14 protein-coding genes are annotated in these 21,143 nt (G+C 55.5%); 7 read left to right on the forward strand and 7 right to left on the reverse strand.

The genetic code is table 11. From position 1 onward, the window contains the following. Positions 1 to 40 precede the first annotated feature (40 nt). Entirely contained in the window at positions 41 to 2,212 is a 2,172-nt protein-coding gene (locus MTX78_RS06260; protein ID WP_243800893.1) for a S9 family peptidase, read from the reverse strand. A gap of 295 nt (positions 2,213 to 2,507) precedes the next feature. Between MTX78_RS06260 and MTX78_RS06265 the strand changes: the two genes are divergently transcribed. The 5 genes from MTX78_RS06265 to MTX78_RS06285 all read left to right on the forward strand — a co-directional run bounded on the left by MTX78_RS06265 (position 2,508) and on the right by MTX78_RS06285 (position 8,912). Further along, entirely contained in the window at positions 2,508 to 2,789 is a 282-nt protein-coding gene (locus MTX78_RS06265) for an ATP-dependent Clp protease adaptor ClpS (RefSeq protein WP_243800895.1), read from the forward strand. Between the two features lie 100 nt (positions 2,790 to 2,889). Next, positions 2,890 to 3,504, forward strand: a complete 615-nt coding sequence (gene recR / locus MTX78_RS06270) for a recombination mediator RecR (protein WP_243800901.1) — start codon at positions 2,890 to 2,892, stop codon at positions 3,502 to 3,504. A 201-nt stretch (positions 3,505 to 3,705) separates the two neighbouring features. Further along, complete coding sequence (locus MTX78_RS06275) at positions 3,706 to 5,085, forward strand: aspartate kinase (protein WP_243800902.1); 1,380 nt, start codon at positions 3,706 to 3,708, stop codon at positions 5,083 to 5,085. Between the two features lie 128 nt (positions 5,086 to 5,213). Beyond that, positions 5,214 to 7,292 carry a glycosyltransferase family 2 protein gene (locus MTX78_RS06280; protein WP_243800904.1) on the forward strand — a complete coding sequence of 693 codons (2,079 nt, stop codon included), beginning with the start codon at positions 5,214 to 5,216 and terminating at the stop codon, positions 7,290 to 7,292. Between the two features lie 390 nt (positions 7,293 to 7,682). After that, positions 7,683 to 8,912, forward strand: coding sequence for a pyridoxal phosphate-dependent aminotransferase (locus MTX78_RS06285; protein WP_243800905.1), 1,230 nt, complete (start codon positions 7,683 to 7,685; stop codon positions 8,910 to 8,912). 175 nt (positions 8,913 to 9,087) lie between these two features. On the opposite strand, the gene MTX78_RS06290 is transcribed toward MTX78_RS06285, so the two are convergent. The 3 genes from MTX78_RS06290 to MTX78_RS06300 form a co-directional block, all read right to left on the reverse strand. Further along, positions 9,088 to 10,515 carry a hypothetical protein gene (locus MTX78_RS06290; RefSeq protein ID WP_243800907.1) on the reverse strand — a complete coding sequence of 476 codons (1,428 nt, stop codon included), beginning with the start codon at positions 10,513 to 10,515 and terminating at the stop codon, positions 9,088 to 9,090. A gap of 82 nt (positions 10,516 to 10,597) precedes the next feature. After that, positions 10,598 to 11,629, reverse strand: a complete 1,032-nt coding sequence (gene hemE, locus MTX78_RS06295) for a uroporphyrinogen decarboxylase (protein ID WP_243800908.1) — start codon at positions 11,627 to 11,629, stop codon at positions 10,598 to 10,600. A gap of 74 nt (positions 11,630 to 11,703) precedes the next feature. Beyond that, entirely contained in the window at positions 11,704 to 12,321 is a 618-nt protein-coding gene (locus MTX78_RS06300) for a MarC family protein (protein WP_243800910.1), read from the reverse strand. 216 nt (positions 12,322 to 12,537) lie between these two features. Here MTX78_RS06300 and MTX78_RS06305 point away from each other — a divergent pair, with 216 nt between their 5' ends. After that, the gene (locus MTX78_RS06305; protein WP_243800911.1) at positions 12,538 to 13,695 is read left to right on the forward strand and encodes an endonuclease/exonuclease/phosphatase family protein; all 1,158 of its coding nucleotides are present in this window, start codon (positions 12,538 to 12,540) and stop codon (positions 13,693 to 13,695) included. Between the two features lie 329 nt (positions 13,696 to 14,024). Here the strand turns inward: MTX78_RS06305 and MTX78_RS06310 are convergent, their stop codons facing one another. Further along, entirely contained in the window at positions 14,025 to 14,759 is a 735-nt protein-coding gene (locus MTX78_RS06310) for a hypothetical protein (protein WP_243800912.1), read from the reverse strand. Between the two features lie 83 nt (positions 14,760 to 14,842). Then, positions 14,843 to 16,789: a molecular chaperone DnaK gene (gene dnaK / locus MTX78_RS06315; protein WP_243800913.1), complete on the reverse strand. Its 1,947-nt coding sequence runs from the start codon at positions 16,787 to 16,789 to the stop codon at positions 14,843 to 14,845. 484 nt (positions 16,790 to 17,273) lie between these two features. Between dnaK and MTX78_RS06320 the strand changes: the two genes are divergently transcribed. After that, positions 17,274 to 20,063, forward strand: coding sequence for a glycoside hydrolase family 2 protein (locus tag MTX78_RS06320; RefSeq protein WP_243800915.1), 2,790 nt, complete (start codon positions 17,274 to 17,276; stop codon positions 20,061 to 20,063). Between the two features lie 17 nt (positions 20,064 to 20,080). Here the strand turns inward: MTX78_RS06320 and MTX78_RS06325 are convergent, their stop codons facing one another. Next, complete coding sequence (locus MTX78_RS06325; protein ID WP_243800917.1) at positions 20,081 to 21,040, reverse strand: alpha/beta hydrolase; 960 nt, start codon at positions 21,038 to 21,040, stop codon at positions 20,081 to 20,083. Positions 21,041 to 21,143: the final 103 nt, after the last annotated feature.

The following is a 21,143-nucleotide window of genomic DNA, read 5'->3' on the forward strand; positions in this document are numbered from 1 at the left end:
ATACGGCTTAGGAGTGTGGCTATTTAACTGTCTAAACAGCTTACAGCTTTTCGTCGAAGTACTGGGTGATTTTATTGTAGAGGTGCACTCGGTCTTTGCCGCCGACATTGTGTGGGTGGCCGGGATACACGAAGTAGTCGAGCTGGATGCCTTTATCAACGGCGGTTTTCAGGTAATCGAGGCTGTGCTGCCATACTACCACGTCGTCAACGGTGCCGTGGATGAGCAGGAGCTTGCCTTGCAGCTTATCCACGTAGTTGAGCAGGTTGGCTTTCTCGTAGCCATCGGGATTTTGCTGGGGCGTATCCATGTACCGCTCGGTGTACATGATTTCGTACATGCGCCAGTCGATAACCGGGCCACCGCCCACGCCCACTTTGAACGTGCCGGGGCTGCGCGTCATCAGGGTAGTAGTCATAAAGCCGCCGAAGCTCCAGCCGTGGATACCCATGCGGGTTTGGTCTACGTAGGGCAGGCTTTTGAGGTACTCGACGCCCTTGAGCTGGTCGGCCATTTCTACGGTGCCGAGCTGCCGGAATGTGGCCCGCTCAAATGCCGAACCCCGGTTACCGCTACCGCGTGAGTCCAGCGTAAATACCACGTAGCCTTTCTGCGCCATCAATTGCATCCAGAGGTTAGAGCCGCCTAGCCACGAGTCTGTTACGAGTTGCACGTGGGGGCCACCGTAGAGGTACACCACCGTCGGGTACTTCTTGGCCGGGTCGAAGTTGGGCGGCGTGATGAGGCGGCAATACAAGTCCGTAGTGCCGTCAGCGGCCTTAATAGGAAAGAGCTTGGTTTCGCCCAGTATGTAGCCGGCTACCGGATTGGGCGCCTTGAGAAGCTGTTGCTGCACTTTGCCACTTAGGCTCACCACCTGCACAACACGAGGTGTGGTAGCACTGCTGTAGGTATCAAGTAGGTGCTTGCTGCTGGGACTGAGTAGGGTGGCGTGCGTGCCTTTGCCTGAGGTGAGTTGGCGAGGCTTGCCCCCGTTTAGGCTTACGGCGTACGTGTGCCGCTCCAGTGGGCTGGCCGCTGTGCTTTGAAACACAACTTCGCGGTTCTTATCAGCGAAGCCTACCAATTCCGTGACTTGCCAGCTGCCCGTGGTGAGTTGGCGCAGCAGTTTGCCACTGGTTGAGTACAGGTACAAGTGTTCGTACCCGTCGCGCTGGCTGCGCCAGAGGAACTGGTTGGGTTGGCCCGGTACGAACGTGAGAGGGTGCAAGGGTTCAACAAAGGTCTTGTCGTCTTTTTCCTCGAACAAGGTTTTCACGAAAGCCCCGGTGCTGGCATCATACTGATTGAGCTTGAGGTGATTTTGGTCCCGGTTCAGTACCGCCACGTAAAGTGATTTCTCATCAGGGCTCCAGCTGATGTTGGTGAGGTATTGCTCTCGAGGTTCGCCGGTTTGCAGAAATACCGTTTTGCGCGAAGCCAAGTCGTACACGCCCACAGTTGCTTCGTGGCTTTTGTCGCCGGCCATCGGGTATTTAATGGGTACCGCCTTGGCTGGGGTGGGCTCCACTGTCACCAGCGGGTAGTCGGTCACCATCGACTGGTCCATGCGGTAGTAGGCCAGCTTGGTGCCTGTGGGGCTCCAGAAGGTGCCTTTGGTGATGCCAAACTCCGAGCGGTGCGCCGCCTGCCCATTCACAATGCCTGGGTTAGGCTCCTGCGTTACGGCCTCGTCTTCGCGGCCAGCCAACGACACGTATAGGTTCTGGGATTTGGTGTACGCCACGCGGGTTTTGGTAGGGTCCATGTCCACGTTTTCAGCGGCAGCATCATACCCAAACAGAGCCGTCGCTTGCTTGGTAGCGGCATCTATGCGGTACACTTTGCTGGCTCGGCTGGTGATAAGGCTGCTTGGCCCGCTCCACGTAACCACCGGAAAAGCAGCGGCCTTCACGGCGGGCGCCCCCGCCGCTTGTAGCGCTTGGCCTAGCTGGCCCAGGGTGAATACGGCCGTAGCTGGGCCACCCACGGCGCCCCGTACGAGTTCATCTTGCCCGCCCACCGTGCGCAGGAAACTGTATTCGTCTTTCGAACCCGGAATCCAAGTGAGCTGCCGCAAGTTCTCGGGCTGAAGGCTGCGGTTGAGGAAGGCATCTTCCATGGTCAGCAGTTTCTGTTGGGCGTGCGCGGGTAGTTGCGCCACCACTACCAGCAACCCAAATAGTAGCCGGAGAGGGGAGGAGTTAAGCATGAGATAAGCGAAAGAACCAGGAATAAGGAGCGGAAAATTACGTTCCCTTCCGCTAACCCGCTCATCGCATGTCTCCAGTAAGAGAGGACAATGGCCCGTGCACAGCCTACGCGAACTGCCTGGCAAGCCAATATAGGCTCTTGCTTAAAGAGACAAGGGTACTCCAAAAGCCTTGTTGGCAATCAACAATACTTTCCTGGAAACGCCGAAACGTTTCTGCCTCTCAAGTGGTTATACAAGGCCGACAGAGGTCATTATCCCCGTTTTTTTGCTCGTTTTTACGTACTTTTGCACCATGAATAGCAAACCGCAAATCGATTACGACGAGGACGTTCTGTTGCTGGAGGAAACCACCGACGTACGCGACCTTATTGTCTATAACGACGATATCAACACCTTCGACCACGTCATTAAAACCCTTATCGACGTGTGCGGCCACGAGCCCGAGCAAGCCGAGCAATGTACGCTGCTCATTCACTACAAAGGCCAGTGCACTGTGAAGCATGGCATCTACGATGAGCTAGTGGCCATGTGTACCGCCATCCACGACCGAGGCATTTCGGCCGACGTTTTATAAGTGGCTGAGCTGTGCAGGAAGTTGGGTAGCTGATCGTTTGGGCGGTCCGCTAATTCCACAACTCACGCAGCAGATCAGCCATGCAACTAGTTACTACTGAATGGATTTTCCTTCCAAACTGATTGAAAACGCCGTTGGGGAGCTGTCTAAGCTGCCCGGCATCGGTAAAAAAACCGCGTTGCGCTTAGCGCTGCACCTACTCAAAGCTGAAACGGATACCACCGCTACGCTGGCCGAGGCACTGGCCAAGATGCGCTTCGATATCCGCTATTGCGACACTTGCCACAACATTTCTGATACCGCGGAGTGCACTATCTGTGCCAACAAGCTCCGCGACCATAGCACCATCTGCGTGGTGTCAGACATCCGCGACGTTATTGCCATCGAGAACACCGGGCAGTACAAAGGCGGGTACCATGTGCTGGGTGGGGTTATTTCGCCCATTGAAGGCGTGGGCCCCAGCGACCTGCAAATTGATTCGTTGGTGGAGCGTATCAGCGCGCCAAACTCGGAAATCAAAGAAGTGATTCTAGCTATCAGCCCCACAATGGAAGGCGACACCACCGCCTTCTATCTGTCGAGGAGGCTGCGCGATTTTGCGGAAGTGCACATTAGCTCCATTGCCCGCGGCATTCCGATGGGCGGTGAACTGGAATACGCCGACGAAATTACGCTGGGTCGTAGCATTGTTGAGCGGCAGCGCCAGGTGAAGTAAGAACACCGCATCTGCTACTGCACAAGGGCCATCACGGATAGTGGTGGCCCTTTTTTGTGTGCTGCAGATTTCGAGCCGGCTCAAGCAAGAGGGCGTGCAGGTAGCCGTTTCGAGGGGTTCCTGAATACGCGGGGTCTTGCAGTTCATACTGTATATATGGGGCTTGGTGTCTATGTTTGCCTTCCAACTTTTGCTGTTTTCATGCTTACCGTAGAAAAAATAGGGGGTACGTCGATGAGTGCTTTCGGCGACGTACTGCGCAACATTATCCTGTTCAACCGCACCGGCGCTGAACTCTACAACCGAATTTTTGTGGTATCGGCGTACGCTGGGGTCACGAACTGGCTGCTGGAAAACAAGAAAACGGGGGAGCCTGGGGTGTACCACCGCATCACGGAGCACAAGAAATTTCATCAAGCGCTGGCTGAAGTGGCTACCAAGCTGAAAGCCCTAAACCGGCAATATGAGCCGCTGGGCCTGGACTTGGTGGTAGCTGATGCCTTTATTGACCAGCGCATTCAGGACGCGCAAACCTACCTCAACAGCCTCACCAATATTTTGGCTTCCGGCTACGTAAGCAGCTACAATATTCTGCAAGCCGCCCGCGAAATCCTGGCCTCTATCGGCGAGACGCACTCGGCGTTCAACTCAGTCAATATCCTGCAAAACCAAGGCATCAATGCCACGTTGGTGGATTTGAGTGGTTTCCACGACCATAAGTCGTACACCATCGACCAGCGGATTCGGCACGCGTTCAAGCGAATCAACTTCGCCGAGACCATCTGTATCGTGACGGGCTACGTGAAAGGTACCGAAGGCATCATGCGCGAATTCGACCGGGGCTACTCGGAAGTAACGTTCAGCAAGATAGCCGTGGCCGTGAAACCCAAAGAGGCCATCATCCACAAAGAATACCACTTGTGCTCGGCCGACCCGGTTATGGTTGGAGTCGAGAATTGCGAGCCCATTGGCTTCACCAACTACGACGTAGCCGACCAGCTGGCCGACGTAGGCATGGAGGCCATTCACCCCAAGGCGTCGAAGCCGCTGGAAATAAACAAAATCAATCTTCGCATCAAGAACACCTTCGAGCCCGAGCACCCCGGCACGCTCATCACCGAAGACTACGTGTCGCCGCACAAGCGGGTGGAGGTTATTACCGGCACCGAGAAGGTGCTCATCATTGATGTGTATGACCCCTTGATGGTAGGCACCGCCGGGTACGACCTGCACATCATGCAAACCTTCTTTGACCTGGGCATCAGCTATACCTTCAAAGCTACCAGCGCCAACAGTATTTCGGTGGTCATCTGGGAGAAGGATTTCAACAAAAAGCTGGTGCAGGACCTGCAGGAGAAGTACGAAAAGATAACGGTTGAGAAGGCCGCCATGGTCTGCCTGATCGGGTCCAATATCGACCAGCCGGGCTTGCTGGCGAAGGCCGCCGGCGCCTTGGCCGAGGCCGATATTAACATTTTGAGCGCCGGGTTTGCGTTGCGCAAGGTTAACATTCAGTTTCTAATTGCGCGCAAGGACTTCCGCTCGGCCATTATTTCTTTAAATAAAACCCTGTTTTTCTGATATATGTGTGATTAGTGGTATATAGCGTATCTGAAGTAGAAGCGCGTCTGTCTCAGCGCTATAGGGCCGTGGCGTAACTCTGCGTACCTTACGTTACCTCTCCAGAACTAGCCGCCCGTTATACGCCCGTGAAGCTATCTGTCGTTATCGTCAACTACAACGTCTGCTACTTCCTAGAGCAGGCTCTCCTCTCGGTGCGGCGGGCAGCGGAGAAGCTACAGCACCCGATGGAGGTGTTCGTGGTCGACAACAATTCGGTGGATGGTTCGGTGGCCATGGTGCGCGCCCGGTTCCCGGAGGTTATCCTGATTGAAAACAAGGACAACCCTGGTTTCTCGAAAGCCAACAACCAGGCGCTACGGGAAGCGCAGGGCGAGTACCTGCTGCTGCTCAACCCCGACACCGTAGTGGAAGAAGACACCTTCCGGGCCTGCTGCGAGTTCATGGATGAGCACCCCAACGCCGGCGGGCTAGGGGTGAAAATGCTGGACGGGCAAGGCAAGTTTCTGCCGGAAAGCAAGCGGGGCCTACCCACGCCTTGGGTGGCCTTCTACAAGATTTTTGGGCTGGCTAAGCTGTTCCCTAAATCCCGGCAGTTCGGCCGCTACCACCTCGGGTTTCTTGACAAAGACCAGACCCACGAGGTAGAGGTGCTCAGCGGCGCCTTCATGATGATGCGCCACACCATGCTGGAGCAGGTCGGCTTGCTCGATGAAGACTATTTCATGTACGGCGAGGACATCGACCTTTCGTACCGCATTACGCAGGGCGGTTGGAAGAACTACTACTTCCCCGAAACCCGCATCATTCATTACAAGGGCGAAAGCACCAAGCGCACGAGCGTGAACTACGTGTTCGTGTTCTACCGCGCTATGGTCATTTTTGCTCAGAAGCATTTTGCGCCCAAGCAGGCCGGTATGTTTTCCCTGCTTATCAACGCGGCTATCTGGCTGCGTGCTGGCATAGCGGTGGCCGAGCGGTTCTTTACCAAGGCGGCGCCCGTTCTACTGGACGGCGGGTTGATTTACGGCGGGCTATGGTTTTTGAAGAACTACTGGGAGCACAACCACAAATTCGTCAATACGCCCTATCCACCGCAGTTTATGCTGGTAGCCGTACCGGCCTACATTATGGTGTGGCTGACTTCGGCCTATTTCAGCGGCGCCTACGACGAACCCAGCAGAAACTCGCGCATTGCTCGCGGCATCTTCTTGGGTACCGTACTTATTTCTGCCATCAGCAACTTCTTTGATGCGTGGCGCTTTTCAAAAGCCCTTATTGTGCTAGGTGGCGTGTGGGCGGTAGCAGCGTTGGTTATACGCCAGATGGCCGCGCACTTTTTGCGCTACCACGACCTGCGCCTGCACGAGAGGCGACAAAAAAACGTAGCCATTGTAGGCTCGTCGGTGGAGAGCATGCGCGTGCGCCGGCTGTTGCAGCACGCCGCCGTGCAGGCCCGCATCATCGGATATATCACCCCCGATGCCACGCCTGATGTGCTCCGCGAAAATGCGCTGGTGGCCGCTGCCACGGCGCCCCTTCGGGGCGGCGCTTCTTGGTCGGCAACCTCCGTTATGACAGCGGTGGCCGAAGCGCCTACGGCAGTGGCTTCGCCTCCCGACGACCAATTGGGCGAAATACGGCAGCTTGCGGAAATCATTCGCATCTATGCGCTGGATGAGCTTATCTTCTGTGGTCGGGATTTATCAGCCAGTCAGATTATTGGGCTAATGGTGAGTTTGCCGCAGCACCCACCCGTGGCGTACAAAATCCTGCCGCAGGATAGCCAGTACATCATTGGTAGCTCCTCGAAAGATGCGCCCGGCGACTACTATGCTTTGGATATTACACTCAATCTGTTTCGGCCGCAACAGGTGCGCAACAAGCGAGTGCTAGACATTCTGGCGAGTGTGTTGCTGCTGCTGGCTGCTCCGCTGCTAGTCGGGTTCCAATTCAATAAAGTGGGCTTTGTGCGCAACTGTTTGCGCGTGCTGGGAGGCTCACGCACCTGGGTAGGCATGCTCCACGCCGCCGCTCCGGGCCGTTTGGCCCGCGCCATCCTGTCGCCTGCCGACGTAGCCCAGGGCGCTACCCCACTCACCGACGCTACCCGCCGCCGTTTGGAGTTGCTCTACGCCAAAGACTACGAGCCCAGCACCGATATAAGCATTCTGTTCCGCTGCTTTCGGTGGCTAGGAACAGAATAAGCAAGGTTCTCAAACAAAGAGCCACATTAGTTATGTTTCAGGCAGTAAGGCAGGTTTTGCAGCTATATCGGGGGCGTTAGAAATAATTGTTTGGCACCAAGCGAAGCAAGCTGAACCAGGCCGAAGAGCAATGCACTCCATTGGGTGCTTGCTGAAATAGTTTGTAGCAAAGCAGGCGGTTTTTAGGGTGTCTGGCGGTGTATTGCCAGTGGTGCTCTTGCCTTTTGTGGTACAGGTAGTAGAATAGCAGGACTAGCTGTGTAGGTCTATGCTGTTCATACCGAAGGGTCAGAGTGGGTCGTTGGCCTGTGTAGTAATCCGTTTTTTGGTGCTAATTAATTACACCATACTGATTACATTCGCCCGCTTCACTAATTTGTCTTTGCCCCCATGTCTCAAGAAGTTACGCTTGCCCCAGTGTCGACCTCCGTTCTGTCCGACCGGATCCTGACTATGCAGGAATCCCAGACGATAGCCATGGCCAAAAAATCCCGTGAACTGGCTGCCCAGGGCGTGGATGTTATCAACCTCAGCTTCGGAGAGCCTGATTTTCAAACGCCGCAGTACATTAAGGATGCCGCCAAAGCAGCGCTGGATGAAGGCTTCACGTTCTATACGCCCGTGCCCGGCTACCCCGAACTACGCCAGGCCATCTGCGACAAACTGAAGCGCGACAACAACCTCGACTACAAAAACGAGAACATTGTGGTAAGCACCGGGGCCAAGCAGTCGTTGGCTAACGCTGTGCTGAGCTTGGTGAATCCCGGCGACGAGGTTATTGTGTTTGCGCCCTACTGGGTGAGCTACACCGAAATAGTGAAACTGGCCGAAGGCACCGTAGTGGAGCTGGTTGGCTCTATCGAAAACGACTTCAAGGTGACAGCGGCCGAGTTGGAAGCGGCCATTACGCCCCGCACCAAGCTTATCATGTATTCCTCGCCCTGCAACCCTACGGGCTCGGTGTTTTCCAGCGAAGACCTGGAAGCCATTGCCGAAGTGGTAGCGCGCCATCAGCAGATATACGTGCTGGCCGATGAGATTTACGAGTACATCAACTTCGTAGGCGACCACGCCAGCATTGCGCAGTTCGCTGACATCAAGGACCGCGTAATTACGGTGAATGGCTTTTCGAAAGGCTACGCCATGACCGGCTGGCGCGTGGGCTACATTGCGGCCCACAAGGATATTGCCAGCGCCTGCGAAAAAATCCAGAGCCAGATTACCTCGGGCACTTGCTCTATTGCCCAGCGTGCTGCCATTGCAGCCCTGAAAGGCGGCCGGGCCTCCGCCGACGAAATGGTGGAAGCCTACCACCGCCGCCGCGACTTAGTGCTGGAAATGGCCAAGGACATTCCCGGCCTGCGGACCCCAACACCGAGTGGTGCTTTCTACGTTTTCCCCGACGTAAGCAGCTTTTTCGGTAAGACCGCGCCCGATGGTCAGGTGATTGAAAATGCCTACGACCTAGCCCTGTTTATTCTGCGTGATGCCCACGTGTCGTCGGTTGATGGCCGAGCTTTTGGTGCGCCAAACTGCATCCGGTTCAGCACCGCCGCCGCCGACGAAAAGCTACGCGAAGCGTTTACCCGCATCAAAAAGAGCCTTTCTACGCTGGAATAGCGCGAGTCTTCCTGTAGCTTAAAGAAGCGAATAATTGGTAGCTGCACCTCTCGGTTCAGGGCCAAGTATTCGCTTCGCTTGTTTCAGTGATTTACCGCTTTTGATTGACTACGCACCTGTTAAGCCTTGCCCAGTAGACGCCGAAGACAACTTTTTGGCTTCGCGTGGCTGATCGTTAGTTTGATACTTCTACCCGCACTGAGTCCACGCCGAACCAGGTGGCCAGCCGCGTATTCACCCCGAACTCAGGCATGGTGGACAAGTCATCGGGGGGAAGGAAGTTGAACCGGTTGGTGAACGGAGGGGGAGGAGGCACCTGAAGGAGAGTGTGCGGTGTGTGGCCCGCGCGTTGCAAGGCTTGAAAACGCTCTTCCCAATTGCGCGCATACGCTGGCGCATCGTACTGCAAATCCAGGTAAGCCCGCCCGCTTGGTATAAGCACAATAACAAGCAGCACCACGCCAACCAACGTGCGCACTGCTAGCGAGGTCGTTGGTACTGTCGCTGGCGCGGGCGGTAAGCTAGCCCACGCAGCCACTATCCAGCCGAGCAGCCACCACCATACCATAGCATTGGTGGCACGTGGCAATAGAGATGGGCGGGGTAGCATCAGGGCATATGGAGCAGTAGCTAGCACTACGCCGCCTACCAGTACAACAGCACTTAAAAGCAGCGGCAACTGCAATCCTGGTGGCCGGGCTGGCAGTGTTCGAGCAGCTACCGGTGCCAGCACCAACGTCAGGACGGGCACAACCAGCATGGCAGGCTCTACAAACAAGTAGCGCAACAGCACCACCAGACGCGAAGCAGCTTCCCATACAGAAGCAGCAGGAGCCACTGCGCCATCGAGGTGTTGGCGGGCCGTATTGCCTGGCGCCAGCACCGATAGAGTGCCACACAGTAACAAAAGCACACCTAGGCTCCCCCAGATTTGGAAGCTACGGTACTGCCGCCGGTACAAGCTCAGCCCTGCTGCCACGGCCATCAGCCAACCGAGCTGTACCAACGTAAGCTCATTGGAGCCGGCTGCAGCTATAGTGCCCAAAACAGCGGCCACTCCCCAGGCTTTTCGGGCCCTACCACTAGCAGCCCGGTGCAGCCGCTCCACTGCTAGCGGAACCAGCACTAGCAGCCAGGTAGCCACTTGATACACAGTAATTTCAGTGAAATAGTACAGCACAGAAAACCGGTACGGTGCCAGCGCCACGTACACCAACGTTAAGCCGGCAGCAAATAAGCCCGCCTCAGAGCGGCGAAGCTGCTGACCCGTCAGACGGCGGATAACCAGATATAGCACCGCAATACGCAGTACCTGGCTGATGGCGGCTACCCACTTAACTCCTTCAAGCCACCGGTAACTCAGCGGGTTAGCTACATACAGCAGGAAGTTGCTAAAGTACCGTCCCGACCATTGCTGAAAAAGATACGGCTGGGCGCCCCAAATGCCATAATTGAACGTATCCGAGGACACTGAAAAATCGCACAAGTAGGGTTGGTTGTACTGGCATAGCGCCAAAAACGGTAGTAGCCCTAGCGCCAGCCCAACGGCTATCAGCGCCAAGTAATGAGAGACAACCCACCGTATTACTTGTGAACGAGGCATAAAGGGTTCTGCTACACACAACGTAGCCCGCTGGTGAGCGGGCTACGGCAGTAAGAGCATAAGTTAAGACAAGGCCGAAAGACTAGCGCAGTTTTGGGCTATACTCCTTTACCGTTTCAATAAACACCTTCACGTTGTCGGGGTTGGTGTCGGGGTAGACGCCGTGGCCCAGGTTGGCAATGTGGCGGTGCGGACCGAACTGGTCGAGCATGGCAATGGTGGCGGCGCGTACCTGCTCGCGGGAACCGTAGAGGGCGCAAGGGTCGAGGTTGCCTTGCAATGTTTTGTCGCCTACCAGCGGACGAACAGCGCGGGCGTCCTGGTTCCAGTCCAAGCCGATGGTGCGGCAGGGGAGCTGCGCGAATTCCTCCACAGCCCAGAAAGCCCCTTTGGCAAATACCGTTACGGGCACTTCGGGAATGGCCCGGCAGATTTCAGCTATGTAGCGCGTGCTAAACTCCTGGTAGTGCGCAGGTGGCAATATCCCGGCCCAGGAGTCGAATACCTGCACGATGTTGGCACCTGCTTCCACCTGGGCTTTCAGGTAGGCAATGGTGGTGGCGGTGATTTTGGCGAGCAGCTCGTGGGCTAAGGCGGGCTCCGCGTACAGCATGCGGCGCGCTTTGCTGAAGGTTTTCGAGCCGTGGCCCTCCACCATATACGCCAGAATAGTCCAGGGGGCGCCAGCAAACCCGATGAGCGGCACCCGGCCGTTGAGGGCCCGTTTGGTTACGCGCAGGGCTTCCAACACGTAGCCTAAGTGCTCTTCTGGGTCGGCAACGCGCATACGAGCTACATCCTGCGCGTTCTTAATGGTTTCGGGGAAGAGCGGGCCTTTAGCTTCCACCATTTCGTAGGTGAGGCCCATGGCTTCGGGCACCACCAAGATGTCGGAGAAAATGATGGCAGCATCTACGTCCAGCGCGTCCACGGGCTGAATAGTGACTTCAGCAGCCAAAGCGGGGGTTTCCACTAATTCCTTGAAACCACTGAGGCGCCCCCGCAGGGCACGATATTCGGGGAGAATGCGGCCGGCCTGGCGCATCAGCCACACGGGAGTACGTTCGGTTTCTTCGCCGCGGGCGGCCCGGAGGAGGAGGTCGTTTTTAAGCACTGATCTTGCAGATTATACGGATTGCGCTGATTCGCTGCCGCAAAGGTAGCGCCTGCCAGGTAAGGGACCAGTTGCTACTCCTGAAACAGTGCCTTAATAGCCGTAGCCAGAAAATTCACGCCGATAGCCAGCGTGATAAAACCCATGATGCGGGCCAATGCCGCCATGCCCGGCCGCCCCAAAAACCGAGTCAGCCGCAACGACGACATCAGGATAATATAGGCGGCCAGCGCCACGAACACAAAGCCTAGTACAATCAACCCCATATCGAGGTAGGTCAGCTTTTCAGTGAACAACCCGATGCACACGGCCATGGAGCCCGGCCCCGACAGCATGGGCATGGCCAGCGGCGTGAAAGAAATATCGTCTTTGTGCATGCTTTCCTCTAGCGTCTCTTCCGATACTTTCGAGCGGTTGCCGCCGGGCGTGAGCAAATCAAAGGCGGAGCGCATAAGCAAAATACCGCCCGCAATGCGCAGGTGGTGAATGTTGATGCCGAAGAAGTTGAGTACGTACTGCCCCGCGAAAAATGACACCGACAGTACTCCAATCATGTAGAGGCAGGCCCGCAGACCAATATTGGCACGCTCGGCGGGCGAATCTTCTTCGGTTAAAGTCAGGAATACAGGCATCGCCCCGAACGGATTGACGACCGAGAAAAGCGTGGTAAAGGTGGCGAGCAGAATTTCCATGCAGCAGCGAAGCCGATAAAAGGCTGCACAAAGGTACGGGCCTAGGTATAAGCAGCAATTATAGAAAACGTTATGTTTGGGAGGTCAACCGTGAAGCCGCGCTAGCGTACAGACGAGCATTGCTCTGCTCTTCTGAAGCATGGATGGCCTGGTACTTGCAAAGTCACCTGCATTGTTGTCTGCTTCACCCTTCTCACACACCTTCATCACTCACCCGTGCCCACCCTCGACGCTCCTCTCTGGATTCTATTAGCGCATGGTTTAACGTTCTTTTTGGCAATCGTATCGATAATAGCTACTCTTTTGCCGCTGCTCCGCCAAACGGCTTGGTGGATTCGGATTTTCGATTTTCCGCGCCTACAGATTGTGGGAGTAACGGCGCTGGCTGTAGGGGCTGCTTTCCTGCTAGACTGGCATCAACTACCCGGTTGGGCTGGTGTAGGCCTCATGTCGGCACTAGGAATAGTGGTAGTTTATCAGTCAGTGCGTATTGCGCCGTACACAACCATTGTCAAAAAACAAGTCGGCGACAGTACCCTAAAAGATGGCAAGCGGCACCTGAGCTTGGCCGTGATGAACGTGCTGCAATACAACAAGCATAGCGAAATGGCCCTGGCGGTTCTGCTGGAATCCGACCCAGACGTTATCATGGCGGTTGAAACCGACGAGTGGTGGCACGATCAACTCAAGCCGCTGGAAAAAACGCATCCGTATACTTGTCATGAGCCTCTCGACAACACGTATGGCCTGCTGTTCTTTTCCCGGTTGCCGCTGGAAGGCTGCCACGTGAAATACCTGCTCGACGATGACGTGCCGTCGTTGCATACCCGCGTGCAACTGCCCGACGGCAAGACGTGGGTACGCCTCTACGGCCTGCACCCCAAACCACCAGCTCCCGCCGAGTCGAAAACCAGCACCAAGCGCGACGCTGAATTGCTGATGGTAGGCAAGGAAATAAACGAGCATGAAGAACCAACCATTGTGTTCGGCGACATGAATGATGTGGCGTGGTCCCATACCTCCGAGCTGTTCAGAAGGGTAAGTGGCCTGATGGACCCGCGCGTAGGCCGCGGCCTCCTCCCTACGTTTCACGCCGACCACTTTGTCTTGCGCTGGCCCCTCGACCACGTGTTTGTTTCGCCTGATTTTAAAGTAGACGACATTCAACGCCTGCCTTACGTAGGGTCCGACCATTTTCCTATCTACATCAAACTCAGCTACGAGCCTCACGACAAGGAAGAACAAAAGGAGAATGCCGAGCAGGCAGACGCCGACGACCATGAAGAGGCCACCGAAAAAATTCAAGAAGGCTTCGAGGAAGAAGAGGAGCAGGAGGTAGAAGAAGCAGAGGAAGTATCTTCTTCGAAATCATAGGCAACAGCTATGCCCTAAATCACTAAAAAATTCTGGCTGCACCGCCAGGATTTTTTAGTGATTTAGGGAAACTATATGGCACCTACGTCAAGAACCAAGGCAGCTAGTAACGCTGCTTTAGGTAGGCTTCCTCTGGCTTTATCACGCAACTAAACTACTAGACAACAAAAAGGCCTGAAGCAATGTGCTTCGGGCCTTTTTGTTAATAATCAACAACTCGCCATCAACAATTACTTGATGCCTACTTCTTCATAATCCACATCGATTATGTTGTCGTGGGAACTGTTTGGTTCCCTCAGATTTTACACGACTCACCCACAGGCAGGGCACTACTGCCGAGTTAAGATAGACTGACGAATTATTGTCTGGTACGTCAGGTAGCGTCCCGGTACCTTGCGCTCCGTCACACCGCAGGTGTGCAGCAACAGGCGGCCCTCTTGGTCCATTCCTATCTGGGCTACGCTGCCAGCCGCTCTGGATGCACCATATAACAGCAGATAACGCTGCTGAATCAGGGCATAATTTCGATTCAGTCGATTGGCTTTCGGTTCGTCAGTCTGTAAGCTGAATTTTTGGTTGGTGACCGTCAACGCCACAGTGCCAGGTAGTTCATGCACAATGGCACTGCGGTACATTTTTTGGTCGGCTACAGAGAATGAATCGATATGTACAACAACACGGTTGGCAACCGTGCGCCAGTTGCCTAACAACCGGTCCGGATTGGTAATACGTGTGGTGGTATCCAATTGAGCGTGAGGGCTGGCTGAATTAGCAACCCACCACGTCTTTACACCGTTTTTAGCAAATGAAAGGCCCTGTTGAGTGCGTCGGATATTGGGTGTCAGAAACCGCTCATAACGGTTGTAATCTTTTTCCCACTGGTCCAGGGGTGTTAAGGTGGGCAGCGCCGTGGCGTAAGTGGCTGGGAAGCGTAGCGTGTCGGTAACAGCAGGAGCTAGTGCTATCTTTCGTGTCAATGATAGCTTAACTGATGACTCACGGGTAAAGCTAAATAACGTATTGATTGCCAACAGCAAAAACAAGAATATAAAGGTGAAATTCATGTCGAAAGCTAACAACAAAAAGGCCCGAAGCAATGCGCTTCGGGCCTTTCATATGAGCAATCAGCAAGTTGCTGATCAACAACTTACTTGGTGCCTACTTCTTCGTAATCCACGTCGGTTACGTTGTCGTGAGGCTGGCCTTGCTGGCCGTTGCCATTGGGCTGACCACCACCGAAGGGGTTGCCACCATCGGCGCCAGGCTGGCCTTCGGCACCGCCTTGGGTAGCGGCGTACATCTCTTGCGAGGCAGCCTGCCAAGCGGTATTGATAGCCTCCATAGCGGTATCAATCTGGCTGATGTCTTTGCTCTCGTGGGCCTTCTTCAAGTCGCCAAGGGCATTTTCAACAGCCGTTTTGTTGCCAGCGCTTAGTTTGTCGCCGTACTCTTTCAACTGCTTCTCGGTCTGGAAGATCATCGAGTCAGCTGCGTTTACCTTGCCGATACGCTCGGTTTCCGCTTTGTCAGCTTCGGCGTTGGCTGCAGCTTCGTTGCGCATCCGCTCGATGTCGGCGTCGGTGAGGCCCGACGAAGCTTCAATACGGATTTTCTGCTCTTTGCCAGTGCCTTTGTCCTTGGCCGATACGTGCAAGATACCGTTGGCGTCGATGTCGAAGGTTACTTCGATTTGTGGAACACCGCGGGGTGCTGGCGGAATCGAATCGAGGTGGAAGCGGCCGATGGTGCGGTTCTGCGAAGCCAGCGGACGCTCGCCTTGCAACACATGAATCTCAACCGAAGGCTGGTTGTCGGAAGCCGTTGAGAACGTCTCGGACTTTTTGGTAGGAATGGTCGTGTTCGACTCGATCAGCTTAGTCATTACGCCGCCCATGGTCTCGATGCCCAACGAAAGCGGGGTCACGTCGAGCAGGAGCACGTCCTTCACTTCGCCGGTCAGTACACCACCTTGAATAGCAGCACCAATGGCCACTACTTCGTCGGGGTTTACACCTTTCGAAGGCTTCTTGCCAAAGAACTTCTCCACTTCTTCCTGGATGCGCGGAATGCGGGTCGAACCACCTACAAGGATAACCTCGTTGATATCCGACGTGCTCAAGCCAGCATCTTGCAAGGCTTTCTTCACAGGCTCCATCGAACGACGAACCAAGCTGTCAGCTAGTTGCTCGAATTTGGCGCGGCTCAATTTTACCACCAAGTGCTTGGGGCCCGAAGCCGTAGCCGTTACGTACGGCAGGTTGATTTCCGTCTCAGTCGACGAAGACAACTCTACTTTAGCTTTCTCAGCAGCTTCTTTCAGGCGCTGAAGAGCCATAGCGTCTTTGCGCAGGTCAAGGCCTTCGTTTTCGTTGGCGAACGTCTCGGCCAGGAAGTTGATGATTACTTGGTCGAAGTCGTCACCACCGAGGTGGGTGTCACCGTTGGTGCTAAGTACTTCAAATACACCGTCGCCGAGCTCCAGGATGGAGATATCGAAGGTACCACCACCAAGGTCGTACACGGCAATCTTCTGGTCGGTGTGCTTTTTATCTAGGCCATATGCCAAGGCAGCGGCAGTCGGCTCGTTGATGATGCGTTTTACATCGAGGCCTGCAATAGCACCGGCTTCTTTAGTAGCCTGGCGCTGGGCGTCGTTGAAGTAAGCCGGAACCGTAATAACGGCCTCGGTTACAGTCTGGCCGAGGTAGTCTTCAGCAGTCTGCTTCATCTTCTGAAGCACCATAGCTGAAAGCTCCTGCGGAGTATATTGACGGTCGCCAATTTTCACGGCTACCGTGCTATTAGAACCACGCTCTAGCGCGTAGGACACGTTTTTCGCTTCTTCGGTTACTTCTCCGAAGGCGCGACCCATGAAACGCTTGATCGACTGGATGGTGTTGGTGGGGTTGGTAATGGCCTGACGCTTGGCCGGGTCACCGACTTTCCGCTCACCTTTACCATTGTCGAGGAACGCCACGATAGAAGGAGTCGTGCGGCGGCCTTCGCTGTTCGGAATTACCACCGGCTCGTTGCCTTCCATTACGGCCACGCACGAGTTGGTGGTGCCGAGGTCAATACCGATTATTTTGCCCATTTGAATGGTTGTTATGTAGTAGTTGAGGTGTCAGGTTGTAGCTGCGAATCATTCGCACGGGGGGAATTACAAGGCTCGTACCAGCCCCGGCAAAGTGCTTTATTTGTGACAGATTGTCATTTTTGAAGGCACACCACCCGGATCATCCGCCGTACTGACTTTTCCGCTGAACTGCATCCGACAGATATTCCGACTTCTGGTTTCTCCTCGCCTGCGGCTGATGTAGCTTCTGGCACCCATCGAGAACGTACCCCAAGCCTTGTCAGCTAATTATCAGCAAGTAGTAGTCCACCTGAGATGGAATCAGACTTTTCCGCTGGTTTCGGGTGGCAGATGCGAGTATGTTCCTTGGGAAGGGGCGTTATATAGAACAAGAGTAAGACAGTATATTGAAATTCCTTTGTCACTTCCCATTGCCATTCTTTCTGCTCTGCACCCTGCCAAGTACAGCCACTTGCTTGGCAAAATAAGTCTGTTCATAACAATGAAGGCAAGCCAAAAAGCAATCAGACAAGTAGTTGCGAACATTATACTAAGTATTCTTTGTCTGGTTGGCTCCGCTGCCCTGGCCCAAACCACCCAACTCCAGTACCTCTCAGGCCGTGGCAAAGACGACCCTGTGAAGTGGGATTTCATGTGCACGCGTGGCCGCAACAGTGGTAAGTGGACTAAAATCGGGGTGCCTTCCAATTGGGAAACGCAGGGTTTTGGTACATTCAACTACGGCTTTGGCAAGGAAGACCCGCAGGAAGCCGGCCTCTACCGGCGCACCTTCTCGGTGCCCGCTACGTGGAAGCAGAAGCGCATTTTTCTGGTGTTTGATGGTTCCATGACCGATACTGAGGTGAAAGTGAACGGGCAGCTGGCCGGTCCTATCCACCAAGGCTCGTTCTACCGCTTCCGCTATGACATTACGCCCCTACTGAAGGTGGGCCAGAAAAACAAGCTGGAAGTAACCGTTCATAAAGTATCCGCCAACAAGACGGTTAATGAGGCCGAACGCACGGCGGACTTCTGGATCTTCGGCGGCATTTTCCGGCCGGTATTTCTGGAAGCGTACCCGGAAGAGCACCTGGAACGCCTCGCCCTCGATGCCAAAGCTGACGGTTCGTTCCGGCTTGATGCCTACATAACTGGAATTAAAACGGCCACTACGGTGCAAGCTCAGGTGAAAACCCGGGCGGGGCAACCCGTAGGAGCGCCGCTTACGAGTACTGTGCCGGTGGGTAGCACTGTGGTACAGCTACAAGAGCAGTTCCAGAACCCGGCGCTTTGGTCGCCGGAGGCTCCCAACCTGTACCGCGTGGAAGTGACGTTGAAAAGCGGAGCCAGCACGCTGCACACCACCACCGAAACCTTCGGCTTTCGGACCGTGGAGCTGCGCCGGCGCGACGGGTTTTACGTGAATGGGCAGCGCATCCTATTCAAGGGCGTCAACCGGGGCTCGTACTGGCCGACTTCGGGGCGCACCACCAGCCGGCGCATCAGTGAGCTGGACGTGAACCTGATGAAGGACATGAACATGAACGCCGTGCGCATGTCGCATTACCCGCCCGACGAGCATTTCCTGCAAGTGTGCGACTCGCTGGGGCTGTTCGTGATTGACGAGCTGACCGGCTGGCAGTATCCGCCTTACGATACCGAAGTGGGCCGCAAGCTGGTGAAAGAACTGGTGCTGCGCGACGTCAACCACCCCAGCATTGTGCTGTGGGCCAACGGCAACGAAGGGGGCTTCAACTACGACCTGCTGCCCGACTATCCGAAGTACGACCCGCAAAACCGCCCCGTGATTCATCCCTGGATCAACGTCAACGGTATGAACACAGCGCATTACATCGGCTACAACTACGGCCTGAACACGTTTTTCAATGGCGCTGACGTGTTCTTTCCTACCGAGTTCCTGCATGGCCTTTACGACGGCGGCCACGGCGCCGGCCTCGACGATTTCTGGAACCTGATGCGCAGCCGTCCTAACTCCGCCGGGGGCTTCCTCTGGGACTTCTGCGACCAAGCCGTGGTGCGGGTTGATCAAAAGGGCGAGTTGGACACCAAAGGCAATTCCGCCGCCGATGGTATTCTGGGTCCTTACCGCGAGAAAGAAGCTAGCTTCTTTACCATCAAGGAAATATGGGCGCCCATCTTCTTCCCAAAACGCTACCTCACCCCCCAGTTCGACGGTAAGCTGGCCATCGAGAACCGCTACCACTACACCAACCTAGCCCAGTGCAAGTTCAACTGGAAGCTCAAGAAGTTCGGCAGCCTGAACCTTGCCGACACGACCGTGCTTACCGGTACGGCGCCCGCGCCCAACCTGCTGCCCCAAACGAGCGGCATGCTCAGCATCCCACTGCCTACGGGCTGGGAAAGTTACGACGTGCTCTACCTAACCGCCCATGACCAATACGGCCGGGAAATCTATACCTGGTCGTGGCCGATTTCCCGGCCCGAGCAAGTAGCCAACCGGCTGGTGAGTAAGGGCACTGGCCCCGTAACAGCGCAAGAAGACGCCGACCAGGTGACCATAACCGCCAACGGCGTGGAAGTAACGATAAGCAAGAAAACCGGGCTGCTACAACGCGTCCGGAACGCGAAAAAGGTTATTTCGCTCACCAACGGCCCCGTGCTGCTCGACACCGATGCGCAGTTTCAACGCCTACGCCACACCGACACGCTAGGTACCCACGTGGTGGAAGCGCGCTACGCTGGCAAGGATCGGTTCGGCGTGAAGTGGATCATGCATCCATCGGGGTGGTTGGAACTACGCTATCAGTACCAGCAAGGCGGTTCGCGGGAGCTGATGGGAGTTACGTTCAGCTACCCGGAAGCGCAAGTAACAGGTATGCAACTGCTGGCTGATGGCCCTTATCGGGTGTGGAAAAACCGCCTCAAAGGCACTACGCTCAACTCCTGGAATAAAACCTACAACAACACCGTGACCGGGGAAACTTGGCTGTACCCCGAGTTCAAGGGCTACTACGCCAATTTCTATGGGGCCCGCGTGCGCACGCGGGAAGCTGATTTCACGGTGCTATCGGGAAGCGACAACCTCTACCTGCACATGCTCAACCCGGCTGTGCCCAAGTTCGCAGCTAAAACCAACTCCGTGGCCCCGTTCCCGGAGGCGGGCGGCATCTCTTTTCTGCACGGCATCAGCGCCATTGGCACCAAAAGCCAAAAAGCCGTGGAATTAGGGCCTATGAGCCAGCAAAATATCACCACCGCCAATGGCCACACCGATTTTCAACAGGGTGTGCTGTATTTCAACTTTCGGTAGGCAAGGCAGGATGTGCGTTACTGCTTCTCTAGGAAGCCGGCTATAGTTTGCTCCCACAGAGGTTTGTTTTTCCACCAGTACGGCTCATGGCCGGAACCTGGGAAGTCCTGGCGTTGCTTGGGGCCGCGCAGGTTAGCGAAGATGGCATCGGTTTCAGAGCGAGTGACGCGCGGGTCGGCGGCGCCCCATAGCAGCAGGGTAGGGGTGTTGATGCGGGTGGCGAAGCGCGTGGCATTTAAATCGAAAGCCCAAAAGCTATTTTGCACGCCGCCCCAAAACACCAGCAAGTTGGCCAGCGGAAAAGTGGGCAGGTGCATGGAGTGGAAGCGGTTCTGCGCCGTTTGCAGCATGCTCCCGTAGGGGCATTCCACCACGTTGGCGGTGGGGCGCACGCCCAACTCACTTTCGGCGCGCAGAATGGCTTCGGCCCCCATCGAATTGCCATAGAGAATCACGGAGCCGGGTTGCCGTTGCAGCCAGCGCGTCACGGCGGCTACATCGGCAGCTTCATGGTGGCCTACCGTGCAGACATTGCCGGCGGAACCTCCGTTGCCCGCAAAATCGGTGAGCAGCACCGAGTAGCCGAGGCGGCGGAAGTAGGCAGCTTCGGTCAGGAGCTTGCTTTTGCAGCTGGTGTAGCCATGAAACAACGCCACCGTGCCGCGCGGACGAGCAACCGGCCCGTACCAAGCTTCCAGGCGGCCATTCGGACTACCGAGGTAGATAGTGGCGTACGGGAAAGCAGGGGTGGTATGGTTGCGGGGCTTCGGGTTCTTGAGCCCGGTGAGCAACACACCGAACTTCTGAAAGGACGTAAGCTTTTCGGGGTTGCTGGTGCGTGCGCCAGGTTCAGTGATGAAATGCGTGAACCGCCACGCGTGAAAAAACGCTACCGCATTCAACAGCAACACTGCCGCCCCCGTTAGCACAAGCAACTTGCGGAGGCGTTGGGATGTTTGCGTAAGCAAGGGGGCCATTGGAGTAGCTGAGTTTACTGAATGCAGAATAAGTAACTACACACAAGCCCGAAGACCGGCCTTACTCCTCGTTTGAGGCAACACTAGTCTCCGGGCTTTCTAG

Origin of the sequence: Hymenobacter tibetensis, from assembly GCF_022827545.1 — a bacterium.
Classification (GTDB): Bacteria; Bacteroidota; Bacteroidia; order Cytophagales; family Hymenobacteraceae; genus Hymenobacter; species Hymenobacter tibetensis.

Coding starts and splice junctions, on each gene's coding strand:
- MTX78_RS06275 (WP_243800902.1), top strand. CDS start 3,706: ATGCTTACCGTAGAAAAAATAGGGGGTACGTCGATGAGTGCTTTCGGC.
- MTX78_RS06325 (WP_243800917.1), bottom strand. CDS start 21,040: ATGGCCCCCTTGCTTACGCAAACATCCCAACGCCTCCGCAAGTTGCTT.
- recR (WP_243800901.1), top strand. CDS start 2,890: ATGGATTTTCCTTCCAAACTGATTGAAAACGCCGTTGGGGAGCTGTCT.
- MTX78_RS06285 (WP_243800905.1), top strand. CDS start 7,683: ATGTCTCAAGAAGTTACGCTTGCCCCAGTGTCGACCTCCGTTCTGTCC.
- MTX78_RS06310 (WP_243800912.1), bottom strand. CDS start 14,759: ATGAATTTCACCTTTATATTCTTGTTTTTGCTGTTGGCAATCAATACG.
- MTX78_RS06300 (WP_243800910.1), bottom strand. CDS start 12,321: ATGGAAATTCTGCTCGCCACCTTTACCACGCTTTTCTCGGTCGTCAAT.
- MTX78_RS06290 (WP_243800907.1), bottom strand. CDS start 10,515: ATGCCTCGTTCACAAGTAATACGGTGGGTTGTCTCTCATTACTTGGCG.
- MTX78_RS06320 (WP_243800915.1), top strand. CDS start 17,274: ATGAAGGCAAGCCAAAAAGCAATCAGACAAGTAGTTGCGAACATTATA.
- MTX78_RS06265 (WP_243800895.1), top strand. CDS start 2,508: ATGAATAGCAAACCGCAAATCGATTACGACGAGGACGTTCTGTTGCTG.
- MTX78_RS06260 (WP_243800893.1), bottom strand. CDS start 2,212: ATGCTTAACTCCTCCCCTCTCCGGCTACTATTTGGGTTGCTGGTAGTG.
- dnaK (WP_243800913.1), bottom strand. CDS start 16,789: ATGGGCAAAATAATCGGTATTGACCTCGGCACCACCAACTCGTGCGTG.